The sequence below is a fragment of the Rhizobium sp. PAMB 3174 genome, assembly GCF_052908375.1.
On sequence record NZ_CM128608.1, the window covers coordinates 1,376,966 to 1,398,640 of the forward strand.

The 21,675-nt window shown below is 63.3% G+C and carries 18 protein-coding genes; 8 read left to right on the plus strand and 10 right to left on the minus strand.

Annotated features, from left to right (window positions below; translation table 11 throughout):
* Nucleotides 1-29: 29 nt before the first annotated feature.
* Complete coding sequence (locus tag ACU5AY_RS06490; RefSeq protein ID WP_446828453.1) at nucleotides 30-668, minus strand: DUF922 domain-containing Zn-dependent protease; 639 nt, start codon at nucleotides 666-668, stop codon at nucleotides 30-32.
* A gap of 94 nt (nucleotides 669-762) precedes the next feature.
* Here ACU5AY_RS06490 and folP point away from each other — a divergent pair, with 94 nt between their 5' ends.
* From folP to folK, 3 genes are read left to right on the plus strand one after another with little or no spacing between them, the layout of a single operon-like run.
* Nucleotides 763-1,647, plus strand: a complete 885-nt coding sequence (folP, locus tag ACU5AY_RS06495; protein ID WP_446828454.1) for a dihydropteroate synthase — start codon at nucleotides 763-765, stop codon at nucleotides 1,645-1,647.
* Nucleotides 1,644-2,012 (plus strand): dihydroneopterin aldolase, encoded by a 369-nt coding sequence (gene folB, locus ACU5AY_RS06500; RefSeq protein ID WP_446823909.1) that lies wholly within the window; start codon nucleotides 1,644-1,646, stop codon nucleotides 2,010-2,012. The genes folP and folB overlap by 4 nt, the downstream gene beginning before the upstream one ends.
* Complete coding sequence (gene folK, locus ACU5AY_RS06505; RefSeq protein WP_446828959.1) at nucleotides 2,005-2,523, plus strand: 2-amino-4-hydroxy-6-hydroxymethyldihydropteridine diphosphokinase; 519 nt, start codon at nucleotides 2,005-2,007, stop codon at nucleotides 2,521-2,523. Before folB ends, folK begins: the two co-directional genes overlap by 8 nt.
* Nucleotides 2,524-2,574: 51 nt before the next feature.
* Here folK and ACU5AY_RS06510 read toward each other — a convergent pair whose 3' ends face one another.
* The 4 genes from ACU5AY_RS06510 to ACU5AY_RS06525 all read right to left on the minus strand — a co-directional run bounded on the left by ACU5AY_RS06510 (nucleotide 2,575) and on the right by ACU5AY_RS06525 (nucleotide 6,419).
* The gene (locus ACU5AY_RS06510; protein WP_446828455.1) at nucleotides 2,575-3,123 is read right to left on the minus strand and encodes a hypothetical protein; all 549 of its coding nucleotides are present in this window, start codon (nucleotides 3,121-3,123) and stop codon (nucleotides 2,575-2,577) included.
* Nucleotides 3,124-3,289: 166 nt separating this feature from the next.
* Entirely contained in the window at nucleotides 3,290-4,363 is a 1,074-nt protein-coding gene (locus ACU5AY_RS06515) for a YcjF family protein (RefSeq protein WP_446828456.1), read from the minus strand.
* Nucleotides 4,360-5,844, minus strand: a complete 1,485-nt coding sequence (locus tag ACU5AY_RS06520) for a YcjX family protein (protein WP_446828960.1) — start codon at nucleotides 5,842-5,844, stop codon at nucleotides 4,360-4,362. The genes ACU5AY_RS06515 and ACU5AY_RS06520 overlap by 4 nt, the downstream gene beginning before the upstream one ends.
* Before the next feature lie 74 nt (nucleotides 5,845-5,918).
* Nucleotides 5,919-6,419, minus strand: a complete 501-nt coding sequence (locus ACU5AY_RS06525; RefSeq protein ID WP_446828457.1) for a SixA phosphatase family protein — start codon at nucleotides 6,417-6,419, stop codon at nucleotides 5,919-5,921.
* A 367-nt stretch (nucleotides 6,420-6,786) separates the two neighbouring features.
* Between ACU5AY_RS06525 and dksA the strand changes: the two genes are divergently transcribed.
* Entirely contained in the window at nucleotides 6,787-7,206 is a 420-nt protein-coding gene (dksA, locus tag ACU5AY_RS06530) for an RNA polymerase-binding protein DksA (RefSeq protein WP_446823914.1), read from the plus strand.
* A 184-nt stretch (nucleotides 7,207-7,390) separates the two neighbouring features.
* Here dksA and ACU5AY_RS06535 read toward each other — a convergent pair whose 3' ends face one another.
* The gene (locus tag ACU5AY_RS06535; protein WP_446828458.1) at nucleotides 7,391-8,548 is read right to left on the minus strand and encodes a flagellar biosynthetic protein FliO; all 1,158 of its coding nucleotides are present in this window, start codon (nucleotides 8,546-8,548) and stop codon (nucleotides 7,391-7,393) included.
* A gap of 290 nt (nucleotides 8,549-8,838) precedes the next feature.
* Between ACU5AY_RS06535 and cckA the strand changes: the two genes are divergently transcribed.
* A complete protein-coding gene (gene cckA / locus ACU5AY_RS06540; RefSeq protein ID WP_446828459.1) occupies nucleotides 8,839-11,454 on the plus strand; it encodes a cell cycle histidine kinase CckA in 2,616 nt (871 codons plus the stop codon).
* Nucleotides 11,455-11,548: 94 nt separating this feature from the next.
* Here cckA and ACU5AY_RS06545 read toward each other — a convergent pair whose 3' ends face one another.
* Together ACU5AY_RS06545 and ACU5AY_RS06550 are read right to left on the minus strand one after the other, a co-directional pair.
* Nucleotides 11,549-12,472: a pseudouridine-5'-phosphate glycosidase gene (locus ACU5AY_RS06545; protein WP_446828460.1), complete on the minus strand. Its 924-nt coding sequence runs from the start codon at nucleotides 12,470-12,472 to the stop codon at nucleotides 11,549-11,551.
* A 29-nt stretch (nucleotides 12,473-12,501) separates the two neighbouring features.
* Complete coding sequence (locus ACU5AY_RS06550; protein WP_446828461.1) at nucleotides 12,502-13,446, minus strand: carbohydrate kinase family protein; 945 nt, start codon at nucleotides 13,444-13,446, stop codon at nucleotides 12,502-12,504.
* Nucleotides 13,447-13,677: 231 nt separating this feature from the next.
* Between ACU5AY_RS06550 and recA the strand changes: the two genes are divergently transcribed.
* The 3 genes from recA to ACU5AY_RS06565 all read left to right on the plus strand — a co-directional run bounded on the left by recA (nucleotide 13,678) and on the right by ACU5AY_RS06565 (nucleotide 19,250).
* Entirely contained in the window at nucleotides 13,678-14,763 is a 1,086-nt protein-coding gene (recA, locus tag ACU5AY_RS06555) for a recombinase RecA (RefSeq protein ID WP_446823919.1), read from the plus strand.
* Nucleotides 14,764-14,972: 209 nt separating this feature from the next.
* Nucleotides 14,973-17,636, plus strand: a complete 2,664-nt coding sequence (alaS, locus tag ACU5AY_RS06560) for an alanine--tRNA ligase (RefSeq protein WP_446828462.1) — start codon at nucleotides 14,973-14,975, stop codon at nucleotides 17,634-17,636.
* Nucleotides 17,637-17,963: 327 nt separating this feature from the next.
* A complete protein-coding gene (locus tag ACU5AY_RS06565; RefSeq protein ID WP_446828463.1) occupies nucleotides 17,964-19,250 on the plus strand; it encodes a GGDEF domain-containing protein in 1,287 nt (428 codons plus the stop codon).
* Here the strand turns inward: ACU5AY_RS06565 and ACU5AY_RS06570 are convergent.
* Nucleotides 19,184-20,863 (minus strand): SulP family inorganic anion transporter, encoded by a 1,680-nt coding sequence (locus ACU5AY_RS06570; protein ID WP_446828464.1) that lies wholly within the window; start codon nucleotides 20,861-20,863, stop codon nucleotides 19,184-19,186. The genes ACU5AY_RS06565 and ACU5AY_RS06570 overlap by 67 nt on opposite strands.
* A gap of 161 nt (nucleotides 20,864-21,024) precedes the next feature.
* Nucleotides 21,025-21,651 (minus strand): glutathione S-transferase family protein, encoded by a 627-nt coding sequence (locus ACU5AY_RS06575; protein WP_446828465.1) that lies wholly within the window; start codon nucleotides 21,649-21,651, stop codon nucleotides 21,025-21,027.
* Nucleotides 21,652-21,675 lie beyond the last annotated feature (24 nt).

Genomic DNA, 21,675 nt, shown 5'->3' on the forward strand with positions numbered 1-21,675 from the left:
AACTTGCGGGTGTAGTTTCATAGACGCGTCTATTGAGACTGGTTTTTGCGGTCGAGTTTCATCCGTAGCATGCGAATCATACGACGATCGAATGTGGCGGCCTGCAGCCGGTCGAAGCGGCTCTGGTCGGCATCGTGGGCGATCAGCATCTCGGCGGACACGACATCCACCTTCTCCTTCATCCGGTCGCAATCGCGCTGGGGCGGCAATGCCAGGAGTGCGCGTTCGGTTTCGAAGGCGTGCGTGCGTGCGATCTCCGCATGGCGCTCCTCGTGCCGGCGAATGTCGGTCGACAGTGTGTCCCAGACGAGGGCGAGGCCGCGGTCTGCATGGCGACGGTTGACCCATTTGGGCAGGAAGATCGTTATGTCGAGGATGACAAGCGCCTTCGACACGCGGCATCTGCCGGCGGACTGCTCGTAGGTCACCTTGCCATCGAAACGGATGCGCGTCAGTCCCGGATGATGAAGGCCGCTCGTCCGGCTCTTCGGCCCGCGGCGGGTCAGTTCCCGGTCGAGATCCTCGGCGGTTTTGCCGTGGATCGAGAAGTAGCGATAGGACTTGTGAATGACCGGCTGCGCCTGCGACCGGTCCGGGATTGCGACCGCTGCAATCAATGCTGCGGCGAGTATGATCGAGGCTCTGGTCCGGCGGCGGATGTGGCGCATGTGTCAGTTCCGTATGCTTGCACTTGGCGCGAGCTTGCTGCATAGCCGGGGACAGCGCAACATGGCGCGGCGATAATTTCACGAGGCGGGTCAAGTGACGAATTTCGCATCAGCGGTGCTACGGGAAACAGAGTGGCGGCTGGCGCATGGTCGTACGGCGACGCTTGGCGCGAAGGGCCATATCATGGCCGTCGTCAATGTGACGCCGGACTCGTTTTCCGACGGCGGTCTCTACCAGGCGACCGATGCGGCCATCGCGCATGCGCTTTCCTGCGTGGAGCAGGGCGCGCTGATCGTCGACGTCGGCGGGGAATCGACCCGTCCGGGGGCGGCTCCGGTCACTGCAAGCGAGGAGCAGGAGCGCGTCCTTCCCGTGATCGCCGCTCTGGCCGCGCATGAGGGCGTGCTGATCTCGGTCGACACCTACCGGGCGGAGACGGCCCGGCTGGCCATCGAGGCGGGCGCGCACATCATCAATGACGTGCATGGCGCGCAGCGCGAGCCCGACATCGCCGCGGTCGCGGCTGCGACCGGCGCCGGCCTGGTGCTGATGCATACCGGGCGCGGACGCGCGGTGCTTCCAGACGTGATCGACGATCAGAGAGCCTTCTTCGCGACGTCGCTTGAGATTGCCGACAAGGCGGGCGTTTCGCGCGATCAGGTCGTTCTCGATCCGGGCTTCGGTTTTGCCAAGGAGACCGTCGAATTGAACATGGACCTGATGGCCCGCTTCGACGAATTGCATGCGCTCGGGCTGCCGCTTCTGGCCGGAACCTCGCGAAAGCGCTTCATCGGCGCGCTGACCGGACGGGAGGCGGCGGATCGCGATGCCGGCACCGCTGCGACCACCGTGATGCTGCGGTTGATGGGGGCGGCGATTTTCCGGGTGCATAATGTCGCAATGAACCGGGATGCACTCGCGGTTGCGGATGCTATGCTGGTCACCAAACAACGCATGGCCTGGAGGCCGCAGCAATGACCAAGACCTATACGATCACCCTGAAGAACTGTGCGTTCTTCGCCCGCCACGGGCTGCACACGGAGGAGGAAGTGCTGGGCCAGCGCTTCTTCGTCGACGCGGAACTCGACGTCGAACCGGGCGATGCGCTGGAGACGGACGACATTACGTCGACGGTCGACTATGGCGTCGCCTTTCAGGTCATCGAGCGTATCGTCACTGGCGAGCGGCGCTACCTGATCGAGGCGCTGGCGCTTGAGATCGCCAAGGCGCTGTGCGACCGGTTCTCGCAGATTCGGCGCGCCCACATCACGGTGCGCAAGCCGAGCGCGCCTGTGCCCGGCGTTCTGGACTACGTACAGGTGAGCATTGAGCACTTTGTCTGAGGGCGCACGCATTGCCGCCACCCTCGGGCTTGGCGGCAATGTCGGCGATCCACCGCATGCTATGGGCGAGGCGTTGCGCATGATCGACGGTCGTGGCGACACGTCCGTCGTCGCCGTCTCGAAGCTTTATCGCACGCCGCCCTGGGGCAAGACCGATCAGCCGGACTTCTTCAACGCTTGCGCGCTGATCGAAACCAGCCTCGAAGCCGACAAGCTTCTGGAGTTCTGTCTTTCGACCGAACTCGACATGAAGCGGGTGAGGGTGGAGCGCTGGGGGCCGAGGACGATCGACATCGATATTCTCACCTATGGCGATCTCGAGATCTCCAGCAAGCCGCTGGAAATTCCGCATCCGCGCATGACGGAGCGCGGTTTCGTGCTGTTGCCGCTCGCCGATATCGCCGCCGAGCTGACGGTCGCAGGCAAATCGGTCGCTGACTGGCTGGCAGGCGTGGATCGCACGGGAATAGCGGTTGCCGACGCCGACAGTGACTGGTGGCGAACGGCATGAAAAAGGCCGCATACGCGGCCTTGAGCACTGTCTGTTGGGCTTTCGTCCTGCCTACTTGATGGCGCCGACCTGGATCGAATCCGGATCGCGCTGCAGGGTGAGGCCGATGACCGGCACCAGAGTTTCGCCGACCTTGACCGAAATCGTGATGTTCATGGTGTTGTCGCCGGCCATGCGGGCGATCATCGCGCCATTCAGCTTCTGGCGGTTGATGCCCATGACGACGCTGTTGCCGCGCACGGTGCCGGACACGATGTCGAGACCCTTGCCGGCTGCGCCGTCGAGGAACTTGCCCTTGTAGCCGCCGCCGGCCTGCGCGACGACTGCCTTCATCGGCTGGCTGAACACGCCGACCCGGCAGGATCCGTCAAGCGACATGCCGACGCTGCTGTCGGGTGTCTCGCCGGTCAGGTTGCAGGTGAACTTCGTGCCCTTGTACTTGCCGGCGACGATTTCTCCCGGACCCTTCCACTGTCCGGAGACGGACGAGAAGAAGGCCTTGTCGCGAGAAGAGGCCAGCGCGGTGCCGGCGTTCGCCAAGGGCAGTGTAAGTGTGAGCGCAAAGATCGCGGTTGCACTGACGAAGCGGTGCGAAAACATGGAAATTCCCCGAATGAAACAGCTTTGCAAGTACCCCGATACTTGCACGATAATGGTTAATGCTTTGTTTCAATCGATGCAAGCGAAGGCTTTCGATGCCGCTTCCGTGGATAACGCTGAACGGCGCGAAATCCTCGCATAAGCCATTGACGGAGATGGCGTATCTCTATTCTTTCGTCGTCTTGCTGGAACGGAATTCCGGAGCGAGCTTGGTTAAGAATTCGCCAATTCCGGGCCTTTTCAGCGCCTTGAACTCGAGCGGACGGCAAAGGTCCATGGCGGCGATGCCGATGCGCGCGGTCATCAACCCGTTGATGACGCCTTCGCCGAGCCGGGCGGAAAGACGGGACGCCAGGCCGTGGCCGAGCACCTGCTGGACGAGGCTGTCGCCGACGGCAATCGAGCCGGTGACGGCGAGATGGGCCAAGACGTCGCGCATCAGCCGCAGCATTCCGAGCGAGCCGGGCCTGCCGCCATAGAGATCGGCGATGGTGCGGATCAGCCTGGCCGCCTCGTAGAGCACATAGGCGAGATCAACGATTGCGCGCGGGCTGACGGCGGTGACGACCGAGACACGCTTGGCGGACGAGAGGACGGCGGCGGCGGCGATGCGGTCTAGCGGCCCCATCAGTTCCCGCTCGGCAAGACGTATGAGGTCGGCGCCGTCGACGACCTCGCCTTCGGTCGCGGCCAGCGTGGCGCGGCCCTTCGCCGTTTCCGGGCGGCTGTCGGAGAGGGACACGAGGTGCGCGACCGCCTTGCGCGCCGGCGCGGCGCTGGTGTGTGCCGCGGCTTCGGTGGCCTCCTGCTTGATCTTCTGGACGGCATTCAGGCGCGCAATGCCGATGGTTTCGCGCAATACGATGCCGAGAAGGCCGAGGACACCGAGGCAGACGAGCGCGATCGCGGTATAGCCCAGCCAGTCGGCCCGGCTGAAAAGGTCTCGGATGAGCTGGTCGATCCAGAGCCAGGCGGCGAGCGACAATACCGCGCCGAACGCGCCTGCCGCGAGCTTGGCGAAGGAGAAGCGCTTGCGCGGCTTCGGCACGGCGACCGGCAGCTTCTCTTCGGCAATGCTTTCCGACAGGAAGGGGTCTTCATGGTCGGGCGTTGGGACGACCTCGACCGAAAAGCTCTCCGGCTGGCGCGGCTTGGCGCCCTGCGGCTTTGACGGCGTGGGATCCTCCATCATTGGAAAGGATGCCGGCGCGCGGCGCTGTCTATTCTCGTCGGCGGTCATTCCAGGCGGTCTCCGAACAGAAATTGCATGGCGCGGTCAAGGCGGATGTGGGGCACCGAAAGCGTGACGCCTTCGCCGGTTTTCTCCAGATGCGGCGGGCGGAAGCGGACGACATTGACCTCCGGCTTCTGCCAGTTGCCGAAGCCGGCGGCATCGGCATCCATATGTTGAAAGAATGATTCAGGATTCTCCGGCAAGTCACCGGGAAATATGGCGGTTTTCTCGTTGCCGTCGAAGGTCTTGCCGGCGATCGTCTCGCCGGCGATCGGCGTGCCGGTGATGACCGGCAGTTCCTGTCCGTCATGCTTGACCGTGCCTTCGCGGGTGGCGCGCACGGCGGCCATGGCGATGACGTCGATGCCGGCGCCGGACATGCCGATGCGCTTGACGGCGCGATCGACGAGGCGGGCGGTCAGAACCTCCAGCCGCCGGTGGCTTTCATGGTGCAGGTGGTCGGCCTTGGTCGCGGCGATCAGCACCTTTTCGACGCGCCGCGTCACCAGCGAAGAGAGGAAGGTGTTGCGGCCGGCGCGGAAGCAGGCGAGCACGTCGGTCAGGGCGCGTTCGAGATCGGCAACGGCCTCCGGCCCGCGGTTGATCGCCTGCAACGCGTCGACCAGCACGATCTGGCGATCGAGCCTTGCGAAATGCTCGCGGAAGAAGGGTTTTACGACGGACGTCTTGTAGGCCTCGTAGCGGCGCTCCATCATCGCCCGAAGCGAGCCGCGGATGGCGCTCTTTTCCTCAAGATCCGGCAGCGGCGCGAATGTCAGCGCCGGCGAACCCTCAAGATCGCCGGGCATCAGGAACCGCCCGGGGGGAAGGGTCGAAAGTGAGCGCTCGTCCGTCTTGCAGGCCCTCAGATAGCGGGTGAAGGCTTCGGCAAGCGCCCGCGCCTGCATCTCGTCCGCCGGAGCATCGGCATCAGCCTTCTCTGCAAGTTCTAGCCACTCGCGCGACAGCTCGGCGCGAACGCCGGTGCGGGCCAGCTCCGTCGTGCGCTGGCTGAAGGTGTCGTAGTCCTGATCGAGAAGCGGCAGGTCAAGAAGCCATTCGCCGGGATAGTCGACGATGTCGATCGATAGCCGACCGGGACCGGTCAGGCGGTTCCAGGTGCTGGCGCTTTCATAGGCAATCGTCAGACGCAGTTCCGAGATGGCGCGGGTGGAATCCGGCCATATGCGGTCCTCGACCAGCGCCTTGATGTGATCCTCGTACTGAAAGCGCGGAACGGTGTCGTCGGGCTGCGGCTCCAGACGGATCGCGGAAATACGGCCGGACTGCAGCGGCTCGAACATCGGCAGGCGGCCGCCATGCAACAGATTGTGGACGAGGGAGGAGATGAAGACCGTCTTGCCGGCGCGCGACAGGCCGGTCACGCCCAGGCGAACGGACGGGTTGACCAGATTGGAGGCGCGATCGGCCAGATTGTCGAGGGCGATCAGCGCGGCGTCGGAGAATGAGGTCATGGATGGCGGCAGGTCAGCGTTTCAGGTTGCGGTTACGACTGAACATATAGGGAAGGTCGCCAGCCGCCGAAAGGCCCGTACCGGTTTCAGTGGTCCATGTCGGTGATGAAGCGGATGATCGACCAGACGGATGCGGAGGCATCGAGGACGGCAAGGCCCGCCGTCGGATAACCGGAGCCGGCGTATTTCGCCACGGCTTCCGCGCCGGCGAGATCCCCGAACAGCTCTTCGATGGACGGATTGTGGCCGATCAGCAAAACGGACTGGCAGTCGCTCTGGGCGGATATGATCTCGGCGTAGACGCTCGCCGAGCCGTGATAGAGCGAGTCGGAAAAGCGGATGTCCAGCTCTTCATCGAAGACGCGCTTGAGCGGTTCGGCTGTTTCCCGGCAACGGCGGGCGGTCGACACGATCACCCGGTCCGGTCGGTATCCGAGGTCCGCCGCCCTTTCGGCGACCAGTTCTGCTTCCGCAAAACCCCGCGCGTCGAGCGGGCGGTCGAAGTCGCTCTGCCCAGGCCCCGGCCAGGCGGCGTTCGCATGGCGCATGAGGTAGAGGCGGAAGGGAGGCGGTGTCAGCAGATCCATGGAACGGTCCCGGTGTGCAACTCTCTTTGCCTTAGCGTATCGGCGGCCAAACCGGAACGCGTTTTCAGCGGCCTCACGGAAATTTTAGGCCGGGAAGGGCAGGCGCAAGCGACCGGGCACTTTCGCGCGGTGAAAGACTCACGAGTCTCCTCCACATTTTGCCTCGGAAAGTCTCAAAGCCGCCGATTGTCCTAAATTTGATCAGAACCAACCTCAGGCTTCAGACGATTTTTGCCTGATATACCGTCTATCCTACTGATTTTCATATTATTTTCAAAAATGTTGATGATAGTGGCATTTGGCTTGAATAATGCATGTTGCTTGGGATATACACCCGCCATGTGAGATGTTCTGCTGGAGAAACGCGTTGAGTGAGAATATCGATCTTAGCACTTATGAGCTCTCGGAAGACGAGGAGTTCATGAATGCAAATCAGAGGGCATACTTCCGGGCCAAGCTGGTTGCGTGGAAGAATGACATCCTCCGTGAAGCCCGCGAAACCCTCGACCATCTGGCCGAGGAAAGCGCGAACCATCCCGATCTTGCGGACCGGGCATCCTCCGAAACAGACCGAGCGATCGAACTGAGAGCCCGCGACAGGCAGCGCAAGCTGATCTCCAAGATCGACGCCGCCCTGCAGCGGATCGATGACGGGACTTACGGTTATTGCGAAGAGACGGGTGAGCCGATCGGGCTGCGCCGTCTGGATGCAAGGCCGATCGCGACGCTGTCGATTGAGGCGCAGGAGCGCCACGAGCGGCGCGAGAAGGTCTACCGCGACGAGTGATCCGTCCCGCGACGGGTCTGCTGAAGTCGATTTCGCTTGACCGAGCGGGTCTCGCCGGCACGAGGCCGCGCGCTCGATTTTGAATTCGCCTCAAGGGCAGGTTACATTAATGAAGGCCGCGCTCCGGTTGGGAGGCGCGGCCTTTATGATTCCGTATGGCTTTGTCGGCAGAGACTGGTCGCGCCTAGTTCTTCTTGCGGTCGAAGGTCATCTCGCCGAAGATTTTCGCGATCTCGTTCTGGAGAATCTGTTCGTCACGGCTGACGCCGGTGATCGGCGGCGCGGCGCTCGTGCGGGCCGGCCGGCCTTCCGATGGTGACGAGGGGGCGGCAGACATCGGGATGCGATCCATTTCCGCCTGCAGGATGCTCTCGAAGTCCGTTGTGGACAGCGGTACCTCATGCGTGGCCGCCTCAACGCTCCGAGCGGTCGCAGTCCATGACTGTTGTTGGGCCTTGATCTCCGGCGAGCCGTCAATGGCAGGGCCAGCCTTGGCTGCCGCGGGGAGTGCGTCGTCATTGTGGTTCGCGCCGCTCTGCGGGCGGGGAGAGGGCTTCATGATGCGCTGGCGGGCGCGCTCCAACACATCCTCTGCTTCATCCGTGAAAATGCTTCCCGTGCCGGTAAGAATGGTCTTGGCCGGCTGCATCGGCGGCGTGGAAAAGCCCATCGGTTCGACGGAAACGGGATTGCCTCGCGACACATCCGTCTGCGGCGTGACGGTGGCGGACATCGTCTGGTCACCGGGCCTTGTGACGGGATTTGCAGGCTGTGCCGGCTGGTCGGGCGCCGAAACCGGCGGGGCGGCATCATCGGGCTTGACGCGGGTCAGTTCCGCTTCGCTGCGCAACATGCTGACCGCCTCGTCGAGGCCGCGCTCCATGTCCTCGACCTTGCGCAAGGTCGGTTCGTTATCGGTCTGGCGCGCCGCCAGCGGAAACCTGGGCGAAGGTTTCGTGGGGGGCGGGCTGACAGGCTGCGCGGCACCGACATCAAAGGTGTCGGCAGCGCTCGGGTTCTCGAAGGTGCCGGCATTCTGGCCGTCGGCCGCCGAATACCGGTTGGGGATGTTGCTTTCGATGACGATGTCGCTCGATCCGCCAATCATCAACAGATGTTCGACGTCGTCGCGGCGGATCAGCACGATCTGGCGGCGGGTGTCGATGGCGGCGTGGTCGAGAACCTGAAGGCGGCTCTTCTTGTTCCTCTTCACGCGGACGAAGGAGGTGGGCGCACGCCGCTTCAGGACCCAAAGCATGCCTACAAATACGATCAGGGCGACCGAGACGATCGCCGTCGCAAGAAGGAACCGTCCGCCATAGCCCGCCAGCACGTCGTCCATCTTCGTCAGTCACTCCTGTGTCGCCCGGTTCGATTGAACCTTTTTTGGGTGTAACGCGCAATCATTCTTCGAAACTTGTCCAGAGATAAATTGGCACCAAAGAGGCACCGTTGTGACTTTTGTCCGAACAACATCGGCAAAAGGTCATGAATGTCTGTGAATGTGTGCGTTAATGATGCATTGGAAGCTTTTGGCGCTTCTGACAAATTGCTAAACAGGGTTGCTGCGCCGATTCCATCACATGCCACCTTTTTCGCTGGGACGAACAGGGCGCCAGACACGAGGAGTCGATGACGAGACTGCAAGCAGGCGACATAAGACGCGCACCGTTGATTGACCGGAGCGCTCAATCGGGACTTGGCCTTCGCATCGTTCTCCTGGCGCTGACACTGATCGTGGCAGCGGCGGCGATCGTGTATTTCCAGGCATCTCTCGACAGCGAACTGGTGCTCGGCCTGCTGGGCATTCTCGCCATGGTCGGCATCTTCTTCCTGGTCTCCACCGTGATCGGCTTCGTTTCGGTGATGCCGCCGGCCTCGGCCGACACGCTGGCGCGCGGGTATCTCGACAGCCATCCCGACGGCATGCTGATCACCGACATTCGCGGCCGGGTGATCTATGCCAATGCCGCCTACGGGCAACTGACGGGGGCGACCAAGGCGACAGAGGTGCAGACTCTGGAAACGCTTCTGTCGCGCAGCGACGAGTCGAACGAGGCGCTCTACAAGCTGACCAATGCGCTGAGGGAAAAGACGGAGGGGCAGGAGGAATTCCGCCTGCTGCGCCCATTCGGCGGAGCTGTGACCGGCTCGGGATCCGGCGCGCACTGGTACCGGCTGAAGGCGCGGGCGCTTCCGGCGCAGGGAACGCAGAAGCCGGAACTCTTCATCTGGCAGATCACCGATATTACCGCCGAGCGGGAAGACCAGGAGCGCTTCTTCAAGGAGTTGCAGAACGCGATCGACTATCTCGACCATGCGCCGGTCGGCTTCTTTTCGGCCGGCCGCAAGGGCGAAATCTTCTACATCAACGCGACGCTTGCCGAATGGCTGGGGCTGGATCTCGCCACCTTCTCTCCCGGTTCGATGGCGATTGCCGATCTGGTGGCGGGCGAGGGGCTGTCGCTCATCAACTCGGTCCAGGCTGAGCCCGGAACAAAGAAGACGGAGGCCCTCGACCTCGACATGCGCCGCTCGGACGGACGCAGCCTGCCGGTGCATCTGGTCCACCAGGTGCGCTCGACGCGTGACGGTGCGCCAGGCGAGAGCCGCACGGTGATCCTGACGCGGCAGGCATCCGCCAGCGGCGACGGAACGGCGACGGCCGCCTCGATGCGCTTTACCCGCTTCTTCAACAACACGCCGATGGCGATCGCCTCGGTCGACGGCGAAGGCCGGATTCTCAGGACCAATGCGCCGTTCCTCAAGCTGTTTTCCGATATCGTCAGCCGCGACGATGTCGGGCAGGGCGCGCTGATCGAGACGGTTCTGGCGCAGGTGGAACGTCCGAAGATGGAGGCGGCGCTGGCCGCCGCGCGCGACCGTCAGGGTGACATTGCCCCGATCGACAGCCGCCATCCGGGCGACGAGACGCGGCACTTCCGCTTCTACGTCAATGCCGTCATCGACCAGAGCGACGAGGCGCCGGAGGAAGCGGCGATCGTCTATGCGGTGGAGGTGACCGAGCAGAAGGCGCTCGAAACGCAGATGGCGCAGACGCAGAAGATGAACGCCGTGGGCACGCTCGCCGGCGGCATCGCGCACGACTTCAACAATGTGCTGACCGCGATCCTGCTTTCGTCCGACCACCTGCTTCTGCAGGCGCGTCCGTCGGACGCCAGCTTCTCCGACCTTATGGAGATCAAGCGCAACGCCAATCGCGCCGCCGTGCTCGTCCGCCAGTTGCTTGCCTTCTCGCGCAAGCAGACGCTCAGGCCGGCGATCCTGAACCTGACCGACGTCATCGGCGACCTGCGCATGCTGGTCGAACGGCTGATTTCCGGCACCAACGTAAAGCTGACGGTCGAATACGGGCGCGATCTCTGGCCGGTGAAGACCGACCTGTCGCAGTTCGAGCAGGTGCTGATCAATCTCTGTGTCAACGCCCGCGATGCCATGCCGGAGGGTGGGGCCCTGACGATCAGGACGCGCAATCTGTCCGCCGCCGAGGTTGGCGCTTTCAATTACCCCGGCATGCCGGCGGAGGAAATGGTCGCCGTCGAGGTCGCCGATACGGGTACGGGCATTCCGAAGGAGATCATGGACAAGATCTTCGAGCCCTTCTTCACGACGAAGGAAGTGGGCAAGGGCACGGGTCTCGGCCTCGCCATGGTCTACGGCATCGTCAAGCAGTCCGGTGGCTTCATTTATCCGGAGTCTGAAGTCGGAAAGGGCACCATCTTCCGCATCTTCCTGCCGCGCCACATTCCGGAGGTCCAGCCGACGGTCGTCGAAGTCGACGGAGCGCAGGCGTCCGCCGGGGCCACACCGCTGGCGCCGGCAAAGGCACCGGAGCAGGTGGACCTCACCGGCAAGTCGGCCGTCGTTCTCCTGGTCGAGGACGAGGAGGCGGTTCGCCGTGGCGGCAAGCGCATGCTGGAAACCCGTGGCTACACCGTGCATGAGGCGGGCTCCGGCGTCGAGGCGCTGGAGATCATCGAGGAGCTGAACGGCGAAGTCGATATCGTCGTCTCCGACGTTGTCATGCCGGAAATGGACGGGCCGAGCCTCTTGAAGGAAATCCGCAAGATCTATCCGGACATGAAGTTCATATTCGTTTCCGGTTATGCGGAAGACGCCTTTGCCAGGAACCTGCCGGAAGATGCGAAATTCGGCTTCCTGCCGAAGCCGTTCTCGCTGAAGCAGCTGGCGGAAGCCGTCTGGGACATGCTCGGCCAGAAGGACTGATCGCGTCGCGGTGCAAACAGCACTGCCTTCTACAGACATGAAAATGCCGGCCACGAGGGCCGGCATTTTTGTTTGCATCGGTGATGGGTGGCCGTCAGCCTGCCATGGCGACGGCGATTCCGGCGGCGAGGCGGGCATTGTTTTCGACCAGCGCAATGTTCGTCTTCAGGCTGCGGCCGTCGGTCAGCCGGTAGATGTCGGAGAGCAGGAAGGGTGTGACTTCCTTGCCCTTGATGTCGGCGTCCTCGGCATTGGCGAGCGCACGGGTGATGTAGATTTCCATTTCCTTGCGCGGGATTTCATCTTCTTCCGGCACCGGATTGGCAATCAGCATGCCGCCGCCGAGAACCATGGCTTCACGGGTCTTCTGGAAATGGGCGATCGCCTCGGGGCTGTTCAGCATCAGCGGGCTCGGCAGGCCGGATGAGCGCGACCAGAAGGCCGGGAATTCATGCGAGCCGTAGGTGACGACCGGCACGCCGCGGGTTTCGAGGACTTCGAGCGTCTTCGGAATGTCGAGGATCGCCTTGGCGCCGGCGCAGACGACGATGACCGCCGTGCGGGCCAGTTCCTCGAGGTCGGCGGAGATGTCGAAGTTGAGCTCCGCGCCGCGATGCACGCCGCCGATGCCACCGGTCGCAAAGACGCGGATACCGGCCCGGGCTGCAGCGATCATGGTGGCCGCGACCGTGGTGGCGCCGGTGCGCCGTTCCGACATGGCAAACGCGATGTCGGCGCGCGAGACCTTCATGGCGCCGCTCGTCTGCGACAGCGCTTCGAGTTCCGTGTCTTCCAGGCCGACATGCAGCTTGCCGGCGACGACCGCGATCGTTGCCGGAACCGCGCCCTCGGCGCGGATGATCGCCTCGACGCTGCGCGCCATCTGCAGGTTGCCCGGATAGGGCATGCCATGGGTGATGATGGTCGATTCGAGCGCGACGATCGGCAGGCCCTGCGCCTTGGCGTCGGCGACTTCCTTCGAGTAGGTGATCGGGAAATTGTGGGCGGGTGTGGTCATAATCGGATCCATCAGACTTGTTTTCTTGTTCATGCCAGAAGGCGGGGTTCGGGTACAAGCGCCAAGGTGGCGTCGAGCGTGGCACGGCCGAGATTTTCGGCTGCGGCCAGAGGCGATTGCAGGGTGATCGTGGCCGCGGCCGCACCGGCGCGCAATGCCTGAGGCAATCTCTCGCCGTCGAGGGTCGCCGCGATCACGCCGGAGGCGAAGGCGTCGCCGGCGCCGGTGACATCGGCTATTTCCGCGAGCACCGGAGGCGTGAGCAATGCGACTGTCTCGTCCTGGAAGGCGACGACATCGCCCCTGCCGCGGGTGACGACTGCGCCGCGCAATCCCTGCCGGCGCAGCAGCTCCGGCCAACCGGCCGGCTCTTGCGGCCTTGATCCCGCGACGGCTTCCGCCTCGGCCTCATTCATGAAGAGGAGGTGGAGGTGCGGCAGCGCGGAACGGAAGCGGACGACCTTGGCCGGCGAGATGGCGATCGCGGCAAGCGGGATGCCGCGTTTCGCCGCCACGTCCGCGAGCGCGGTGATCGTCTCGGCGGGCATGTTGCCGTCGGTCAGGATGAGGTCGGCCGTTTCGATCGCGTCCCGGATCTGGCGCATGGCAAGGCGGCGCGGCGAGAAGAGGGCATAGAGCTCCATGTCGGCGATGCCGATCACCAGATTGCCGTCCTTCTCCAGGATCGCGGTGTAGCTCGGCGTCTGCCTGTCAAGAAAGGTCAAGGGGCGGTCGTCGATGCCGGCCCGCTCGGCTGCGTCCGCGACCATGTCGCCGGCCTGATCGCCGCCACGCGGCGAGACGAGCGTGACGGCGTGGCCCAGCCGGGCGAGATTCTGCGCGGCATTGAAGCCGCCACCGCCGGGTTCGGTGAACCACCGGCCGGGATTGGACGCGCCGGGCACCGTCGCAGTCGAAATGCGCGCCCGCCGGTCGATATGGGCGCCGCCGATAACGAGGATTTTCTTGGTCATGGGAGCCTGCCTGATGAGCGCGATTCGGACAAAACAGGGCTTTGGGAGGCGCGGAGCCTCATGCGGCAAGCTCTTGTTTCCACACCCGAAAACGAAAAGAGAACAAATGTCATATTGTTATTTTCTTTCATCGGCTTGCAAGGGTCTTGCGAAACGAGAACAAAATGTGTACATATTCGTTATCGACGGCTTCATTGCCTGTGCGGCTTCAATAACCTAAAGGTGGATCAAATGGCACAAAATTCTTTGCGGCTCGTAGAGGACAAATCCGTGGATAAAAGCAAGGCACTGGAAGCTGCACTTTCCCAGATCGAACGGTCGTTCGGCAAGGGATCGATCATGAAGCTCGGTTCCAATGAAAACGTCGTCGAAATCGAAACCATTCCGACCGGCTCGCTCGGGCTCGACATCGCGCTCGGCGTCGGTGGTCTGCCGAAGGGACGCATCATCGAGATTTTCGGACCGGAAAGCTCCGGCAAGACGACCTTGGCGCTGCAGACGATCGCGGAAGCCCAGAAGAAGGGCGGCATTTGCGGCTTCATCGACGCCGAGCATGCGCTCGATCCCATCTATGCCCGCAAGCTTGGCGTCGATCTTCAGAACCTTCTGATCTCACAGCCGGACACCGGCGAACAGGCGCTGGAAATCACCGATACGCTGGTGCGTTCCGGCGCGCTTGACGTTCTCGTCATCGACTCGGTCGCCGCGCTGACGCCGCGCGCCGAAATCGAAGGCGAAATGGGCGATAGCCTGCCGGGCCTGCAGGCCCGCCTGATGAGCCAGGCGCTGCGCAAGCTGACCGCCTCGATCTCGCGTTCGAACTGCATGGTCATCTTCATCAACCAGATCCGCATGAAGATCGGCGTCATGTTCGGCTCGCCGGAAACAACGACCGGCGGCAACGCGCTCAAGTTTTATGCGTCGGTTCGACTCGACATCCGCCGGATCGGTTCCGTCAAGGACCGCGACGAAGTTGTCGGCAACCAGACGCGCGTCAAGGTCGTCAAGAACAAGATGGCGCCGCCCTTCAAGCAGGTCGAGTTCGACATCATGTATGGCGAAGGCGTTTCGAAGACCGGCGAACTGGTCGATCTCGGCGTCAAGGCGGGCATCGTCGAGAAGTCCGGCGCCTGGTTCTCCTATAACAGCCAGCGTCTCGGTCAGGGGCGTGAGAATGCCAAGCAGTTCTTGCGCGACAATCCCGATACGATGGCCGAAATCGAAATGGCGCTGCGCCAGAATGCCGGCCTGATCGCCGAGCAGTTCCTGGACAAGGGCGGTGACGAGGACGACGGCGACGCCGCCGCCGAGGGCTGAGATAGATACGCGACCTGGCTGGCAATCGTTCGCCGGTCCGCTGACGATCCGGACGGGGTGAGCCCCGGGATCGATGGCTTTAACGGCTGCACATCAAGGGGATGTGCAGCCGTTTCCGTTTGTTCTGGACAGTCATGGGGGCGTTGGATAAAAGCCAGTGGTTTTGTTGAATAATCCGCCGGACGGCGGGCGGCAGTGAAGGGTCAAGCATGAGCGGCGTGAACGACATCCGGTCGACATTCCTCGACTATTTCAAGACGAACGGACACGAGGTGGTTGCCTCCAGCCCGCTCGTGCCGCGCAACGATCCGACGCTGATGTTCACCAATGCAGGCATGGTGCAGTTCAAGAACGTCTTCACGGGGCTGGAAAGCCGTCCCTATTCGACGGCCGTGACCGCGCAGAAATGCGTGCGCGCCGGCGGAAAGCACAACGACCTCGACAATGTCGGCTACACTGCGCGCCACCATACGTTCTTCGAGATGCTCGGCAACTTCTCCTTTGGCGACTATTTCAAGGATCGCGCTATCGAGCTTGCCTGGAACCTGATCACCAAGGAATTCGGCATCGACCGCAACCGGCTGATGGTGACCGTCTACCATACCGATGACGAGGCCTTCGATCTGTGGAAGAAGATCGCCGGCCTGCCGGACGAAAAGATCATCCGCATCCCGACCAGCGACAATTTCTGGGCGATGGGCGATACCGGCCCGTGCGGCCCCTGTTCGGAAATCTTCTACGATCACGGCGATCACATCTGGGGCGGGCCGCCCGGTTCCCCGGAAGAGGACGGTGATCGCTTCATCGAGATCTGGAACCTCGTCTTCATGCAGTACGAGCAGGTGACGAAGGAAGAGCGCCTCGAACTGCCGCGCCCGTCGATCGACACCGGCATGGGGCTTGAGCGTATCGCCGCACTCCTGCAGGGCAAGCACGACAATTATGACATCGATCTGTTCCGGGCCCTGATTGCGGCGTCCGAAGAAGCGACCGGCGTCAAGGCCGAGGGCGACAAGCGGGCGAGCCACCGGGTCATTGCCGATCACCTGCGTTCGGCCGCCTTCCTGATCGCCGACGGCGTACTGCCGTCGAACGAAGGCCGTGGCTACGTGCTGCGCCGCATCATGCGTCGCGCCATGCGCCATGCCGAACTGCTCGGTTCGCGTGATCCGCTGATGTGGCGGCTGCTGCCGACGCTGGTTCAGGAGATGGGCCGCGCCTATCCGGAACTGGTGCGCGCCGAAGCGCTGATTTCGGAGACGCTGAAGCTCGAGGAGACGCGCTTCCGCAAGACGCTCGAGCGCGGCCTTGTGCTGCTCAACGACGCGACGACCGACCTTTCCAAGGGCGGCATGCTGGACGGCGAAACCGCATTCAAGCTCTACGACACCTACGGTTTCCCGCTGGACCTGACGCAGGACGCGTTGCGCGCCCGCGGCATCGGCGTCGATCTCGCCGGCTTTACCGACGCCATGGAGCGCCAGAAGGCCGAGGCTCGCGCCAGCTGGTCCGGCTCCGGCGACAAGGCAACCGAGACCATCTGGTTCGAGCTTAAGGAAAAGTTCGGTGCGACCGAATTCCTCGGTTATGACACCGAGACTGCCGAAGGCGTAATCCAGGCGATCGTCCGCGATGGCGCTGCCGTCAATGAGGCGAAGTCGGGCGAGGAAATCCAGGTCGTCGTCAACCAGACGCCGTTCTACGGTGAATCCGGCGGCCAGATGGGCGACACGGGCGTCATCGCAGGCGAAGATTTTGCAATCACGGTGACCGATACGCAGAAGAAGGGCGAGGGTGTCTTCGTCCATTACGGCACGGTCAGCGAAGGCGTGGTCAAGAGCGGCGAGGAAGTCGTTCTGACCGTCGATCACGCCCGCCGGTCGCGGCTGCGGGCCAACCACTCGGCAACCCATCTGCTGCATGAGGCGCTGCGCGAAGTGCTTGGCACCCACGTGGCCCAGAAGGGCTCGCTGGTCGCGCCCGAGCGGCTTCGCTTCGACGTCTCGCATCCCAAGCCCATGTCGGCCGAGGAGCTGAAGGTCGTCGAGGATATGGCCAACGAGATCATACTGCAGAACTCGCCAGTCACGACGCGCCTGATGAGCGTCGACGATGCGATTGCCGAGGGCGCCATGGCGCTGTTTGGTGAAAAATACGGTGACGAGGTGCGCGTCGTGTCGATGGGCACCGGCGTGCGCGGCGCCAAGGCCAATCGGCCTTATTCTGTCGAACTGTGCGGTGGCACGCATGTCGGCTCGACCGGCGAGATCGGTCTCGTGCGGGTTCTCTCCGAAAGCGCGGTCGGCGCCGGCGTTCGCCGCATCGAGGCGGTGACGGGCGAGGGTGCGCGCGCCTATCTGGCCGAGCAGGACGAGCGGGTCAAGACGCTCGCGGCGACGCTGAAGGTGCAGCCTGCGGACGTCCTGTCGCGCGTCGGCGCGATGATGGACGAGCGCCGCAAGCTCGAGAAGGAACTGGCCGAGGCCAAGCGGCAGCTGGCGCTTGGCGGCGGAACGTCGAGCGACGGCGCAAACGATGTTCGCGAAGTCGGCGGCATCAAGTATCTCGGCAAGGTTCTGAACGGCGTCGCACCGCGCGACCTCAAGGGCCTGGCGGATGACGGCAAGGCCGGGCTCGGTTCGGGCGTTGTCACCTTCATCGGTATTTCCGAAGACGGTAAAGCAAGCGCCGTCGTCGCGGTCACGCCGGATCTGACCGCGCGTTTCAGCGCTGTCGATCTGGTGCGCGTGGCGTCTGCCGCACTCGGCGGTCAGGGGGGCGGCGGCCGTCCCGACATGGCACAGGCCGGCGGTCCGGATGCGACGAAGGCGGATGCGGCGATCGAGGCCGTGGCCGAAGCGCTGGCCGGCTGACGCTGCCACCGCTGGAGTGAATATCCTGCAAAGGGCCGCCGGCAAGGGCGGCCCTTTCTTTCTGAAGTCGATCGCGGCTGCCGCGCCAGGACGGGCAGGTCATTCCGTCTTGTTTCGAGGCTGGTCGTCGGCTTGACTTGTGACCAGTCCAAGCGCTGCGCGTCCCAGATTTCAGGCTGCCACGCCCTCGATCGGTTCAATTTGTCATTGCAGATTAGCCAAAGATTTATCTCTTTTGGCTATGGTTTTAGGATCAATTTTGGTGACGGTTGCGGCGGATTGGACGCCTCAATTCTGAGTATGCCGTAGCGGCTCGAAGGCGACGCGTTGGAAAATCTGCTCAATATCGCGACGATGATGATCTGTACGTCGATCATCACGGTCTTCGTCGCCATCGGCTTTTCCATGCATGCCATTTTTCGTCCGCAGGAGCCGGCAGTGCGCTGGTGGGCCGCGACGATGTGGCTTGGAACGGGCGCGATGATCCTTCTGGCCTCCCGGTCCTTCTGGCCGTTCTGGCTGGCTGTCGGTTTCGGCAACGCTCTGACTGTCGCGGCGTACGGATTTCTCTTGTCAGGGTTCCGGGTGTTTTTCGGCAAGAAGCCGAAATGGCCGCTCGCCCTCATCGGTATGCTGATCTGGCTCGGCAGTCTTGCCGGGTTCGACTGGATCAGAACGGACGTCAACAACCGGATCATGCTGATGGCCCTGCTTATGTCGGGGTACACGCTCCCGATCGCTTTCGAATGCTGGAAGGGATGGAAGAGGGAAGGGCTGCCGACTGCGCTCGTCTGCAGCCTGTTTTTCTTGACGCACGCCGTCACCTACCTGGTCCGCATACCGCTCGCCTATATCCGCCCCGCAGACGAATATCTCGGCACGGCCTGGTCGCCCTGGTTCGCATTCCTGACCCTGGAAGCCTTCATACACGTGTTGTTTACGACCATTGCGATCATCGTCCTGGTGAAGGAAAGGGCAGAGGCGAAATATCGGCGGGCCGCCGAAACCGACAGCCTGACGGGCGCGCCCAACCGCGGCTATTTTGTCCGCCGCGTGGAGCGGCATCTGGCGGGCAAGCCTCAACCCTTCGTCTTCGCTCTGATGGACCTCGACAATTTCAAGGCGATCAATGACCAGTACGGCCATCTGGCCGGCGATGCGGTTCTGAAGGGGTTTGCCGAGCTCCTGATGGCCCACTTGCCGCCGTCGTCCATGTTTGGCCGGATCGGTGGCGAGGAATTCGCAATGCTCATCGGTGGGCTGACGGAACAGGGTGCGCTCGAAGTCCTGGAAACCATCCGGCGGGAAACCGAGCGGCTTGATCAGTCGTGCATGGCCGGCGTTCCCGCTGTGACGGTCAGCATAGGCGCGGTCGCCAGCACCAGCGGTCTTATGGCTTTTGACGGTCTTGCCGCGGCGGCCGACCTGGCGCTCTATTCGGCAAAGGGGCAGGGCCGCAACCGGCTTTGCGTCTATCAACCCGCCTTGATGCTTCGTGCCGCAGGTGAGGTGGACGGGTGCTTCCGTAAAGCCGGGTCGCACGCCCGCTATTCGCCCGGATCGCCTGGTCGAGACGTCCTGATCGCGCTCAGGGCATCCTCCACCGTGTTGTAGAACGCCACGCGCGGCTCCGCGACCCCGTGGGCACGCAGCATTTTCGCCGTATCATAGCTTGCCCCGGAGATCATGTAGGTCACGTTGTGGCGCGCGGCCTTGCGCAGGGAGCTTTCAATCACATTGGCGGCGGTGGAATCGATGAACGGCACCGACGAGCAGTCGAGCACGAAGTTGCGACGCTGGTCGGCGATACGGTCCAGCACCGAGCCGACCGTGGCCGCCGCGCCGAAGAAGAAGACGCCGTTGATGTGGTAGACGACGGTATCCGGATCGTCAGCGGCGACCGGCCGTTCCTTCTCGCTGTCCTCTTCCCTCATCTCCACCGCAAAATTGCGCCGTGCCGCCTCGCTGACGACGATCGCCTTGCTCATGCGATTGATGAACAGCATGGCACCGAGCGCGAAGCCGCCGATGATGCCCTCCGTCAGATCGCGGAAGATGACGAGCGCCAGCGTGACGACCAGCACCATGGCGTCGCCGCGGGAGGAGCGGATGAGCGCGGCAAAGGCGTGCTTCTCGATCATGTTGTAGGAAACGACCGCCAGCAGGCCGGCGAGCGCGGCCAGCGGAATGTAGGCGGCGAGCGGGGCTGCTACGAGCATGAAGACAAGCAGGAAAAGCGAGTGCATCATGCCGGAAAACGGGCTGGTGGCGCCGGCGCGCACATTCGTCGCCGTGCGGGCGATGGTGCCGGTCACGCAGATGCCGCCGAAGAGCGGCGAGGCGATGTTGGCGACGCCTTGGGCGACCAGTTCCATGTTCGAGCGGTGGCGGCGCCCGGTCATGCCGTCGGCGACGACGGCGGAGAGCAGCGACTCGATCGAGCCGAGAAGCGTGAAGGAGAAGGCGCTCGGCAGGACGGCCAGCACCCTGTTGAGGCTGATTTCCGGCAGGCTCGGTGCGGGCAGCGTGCGGGGAATGCCACCGAAGCGGCTGCCTATGGTCTCGACTGGTAGCGACAGGAGGGCGGCGGCGAACGATGCGAGCGCCACGGCGATCAGCATGTTCGGCCAGTTGGGACGAAGCCGCTTGACGGCGAGGATCAGCAGGATCGTTGCGGCGGAGATGGCGAGCGCCGACGGGTTCAATGTCGGAAGCGATGCGATGAGCTGCTGGTATTTGGGGATGATGGGACCGGGCTCGGGCGCGGTGAGCGTCAGCCCGAGCAGATCCTTGATCTGGCTGGAAAAGATGATGACGCCGATGCCGGCGGTAAAGCCGACGGTGACCGGATAGGGGATGAACTTGATGTAGTTGCCGAGCCTGAGCCAGCCGGCAGCCATCATCATCAGGCCGGAAAGCGCTGTGGCCAGCAACAAGCCGTCAATGCCGAACTGGTTGACCGTCGCCGCGACCAGGACGATGAAGGCGCCGGCCGGTCCACCAATCTGGTGACGGCTGCCGCCGAGTGCCGAGACGAAGAAGCCGCCGATGATCGCCGTGAACAGGCCCCGATCCGGGGTGACGCCGGAGGCGATCGCGATCGCCATCGACAAGGGCAGGGCAACGATCGCCACCGTCAGGCCCGACAGCGCATCCTGCTTCAATCGCGCGGAGGAATATCCTTCCTGCAGTACAGTGACGAGTTTTGGAACCAGGCGGTCGGTCATGGCTAAACTTCGGTCCTGAAGGATTGGCCGGGACATCGGCCAACGAAAGATGACCGATGATGCACCAGAGTCTGGCGAATAAGAAGGGGGCTCCTTCCGGGCAGGTTGCGGGACCTCGTATGGTTGTACTCTTTCTCTGAGACCCGGCGGGACGCGGCGCCTCAGGCGTTCTTCTGAAGCGTGGCAGCCGCTTCGTTGTCCAGCGCCTCGGCGCGCTGGTATGCCGGCCGCGCGGAGAGCCGTGCATGATAGTCGCGGAAGGCGGGCCGGTCGTCCATCGAGCCGAATTTCAGCCCCCAGCTGATATGCGAGCCGACATAGACGTCGGCCGCGGTGAAGCGATCTCCCGCGATGAAGGGATGTGCGGAGACGGCCGCTTCCAGCGTGTCCATCACCGTTTCATAGCTGCCGTAGCCAACCATGCCGCGGCGTTCGGAAGGGATTTCGACGGCCAGCGACCGATTGGTGACAGCGGCTTCCAGCGGCCCGGCCGCGAAGAACAGCCAACGGTAGTAGGCGGCGCGCTCGTGCGGGCGGGGTGCGAGGTCTGCCTCCGGATAGGCATCGGCGAGGTAGGCGCAAATTGCCGCGCATTCGGTGACGACGGCGTCGCCGTGCAGTATGGACGGCACCTTGCCCATCGGATTGACGGCCCTGTAGGCGTCCGTCTTCATCGGCGGTCCGAAGGGGATGATCCGGGCTTCGTAAGGAACGCCGGCTTCCTCCAGCATCCAGCGCGCGATTCGGCCGCGCGACATCGGGTTCGTGTAGAAGATGATCTGTGACATGTCGGCCTCCCGTCCGTTTTCGGG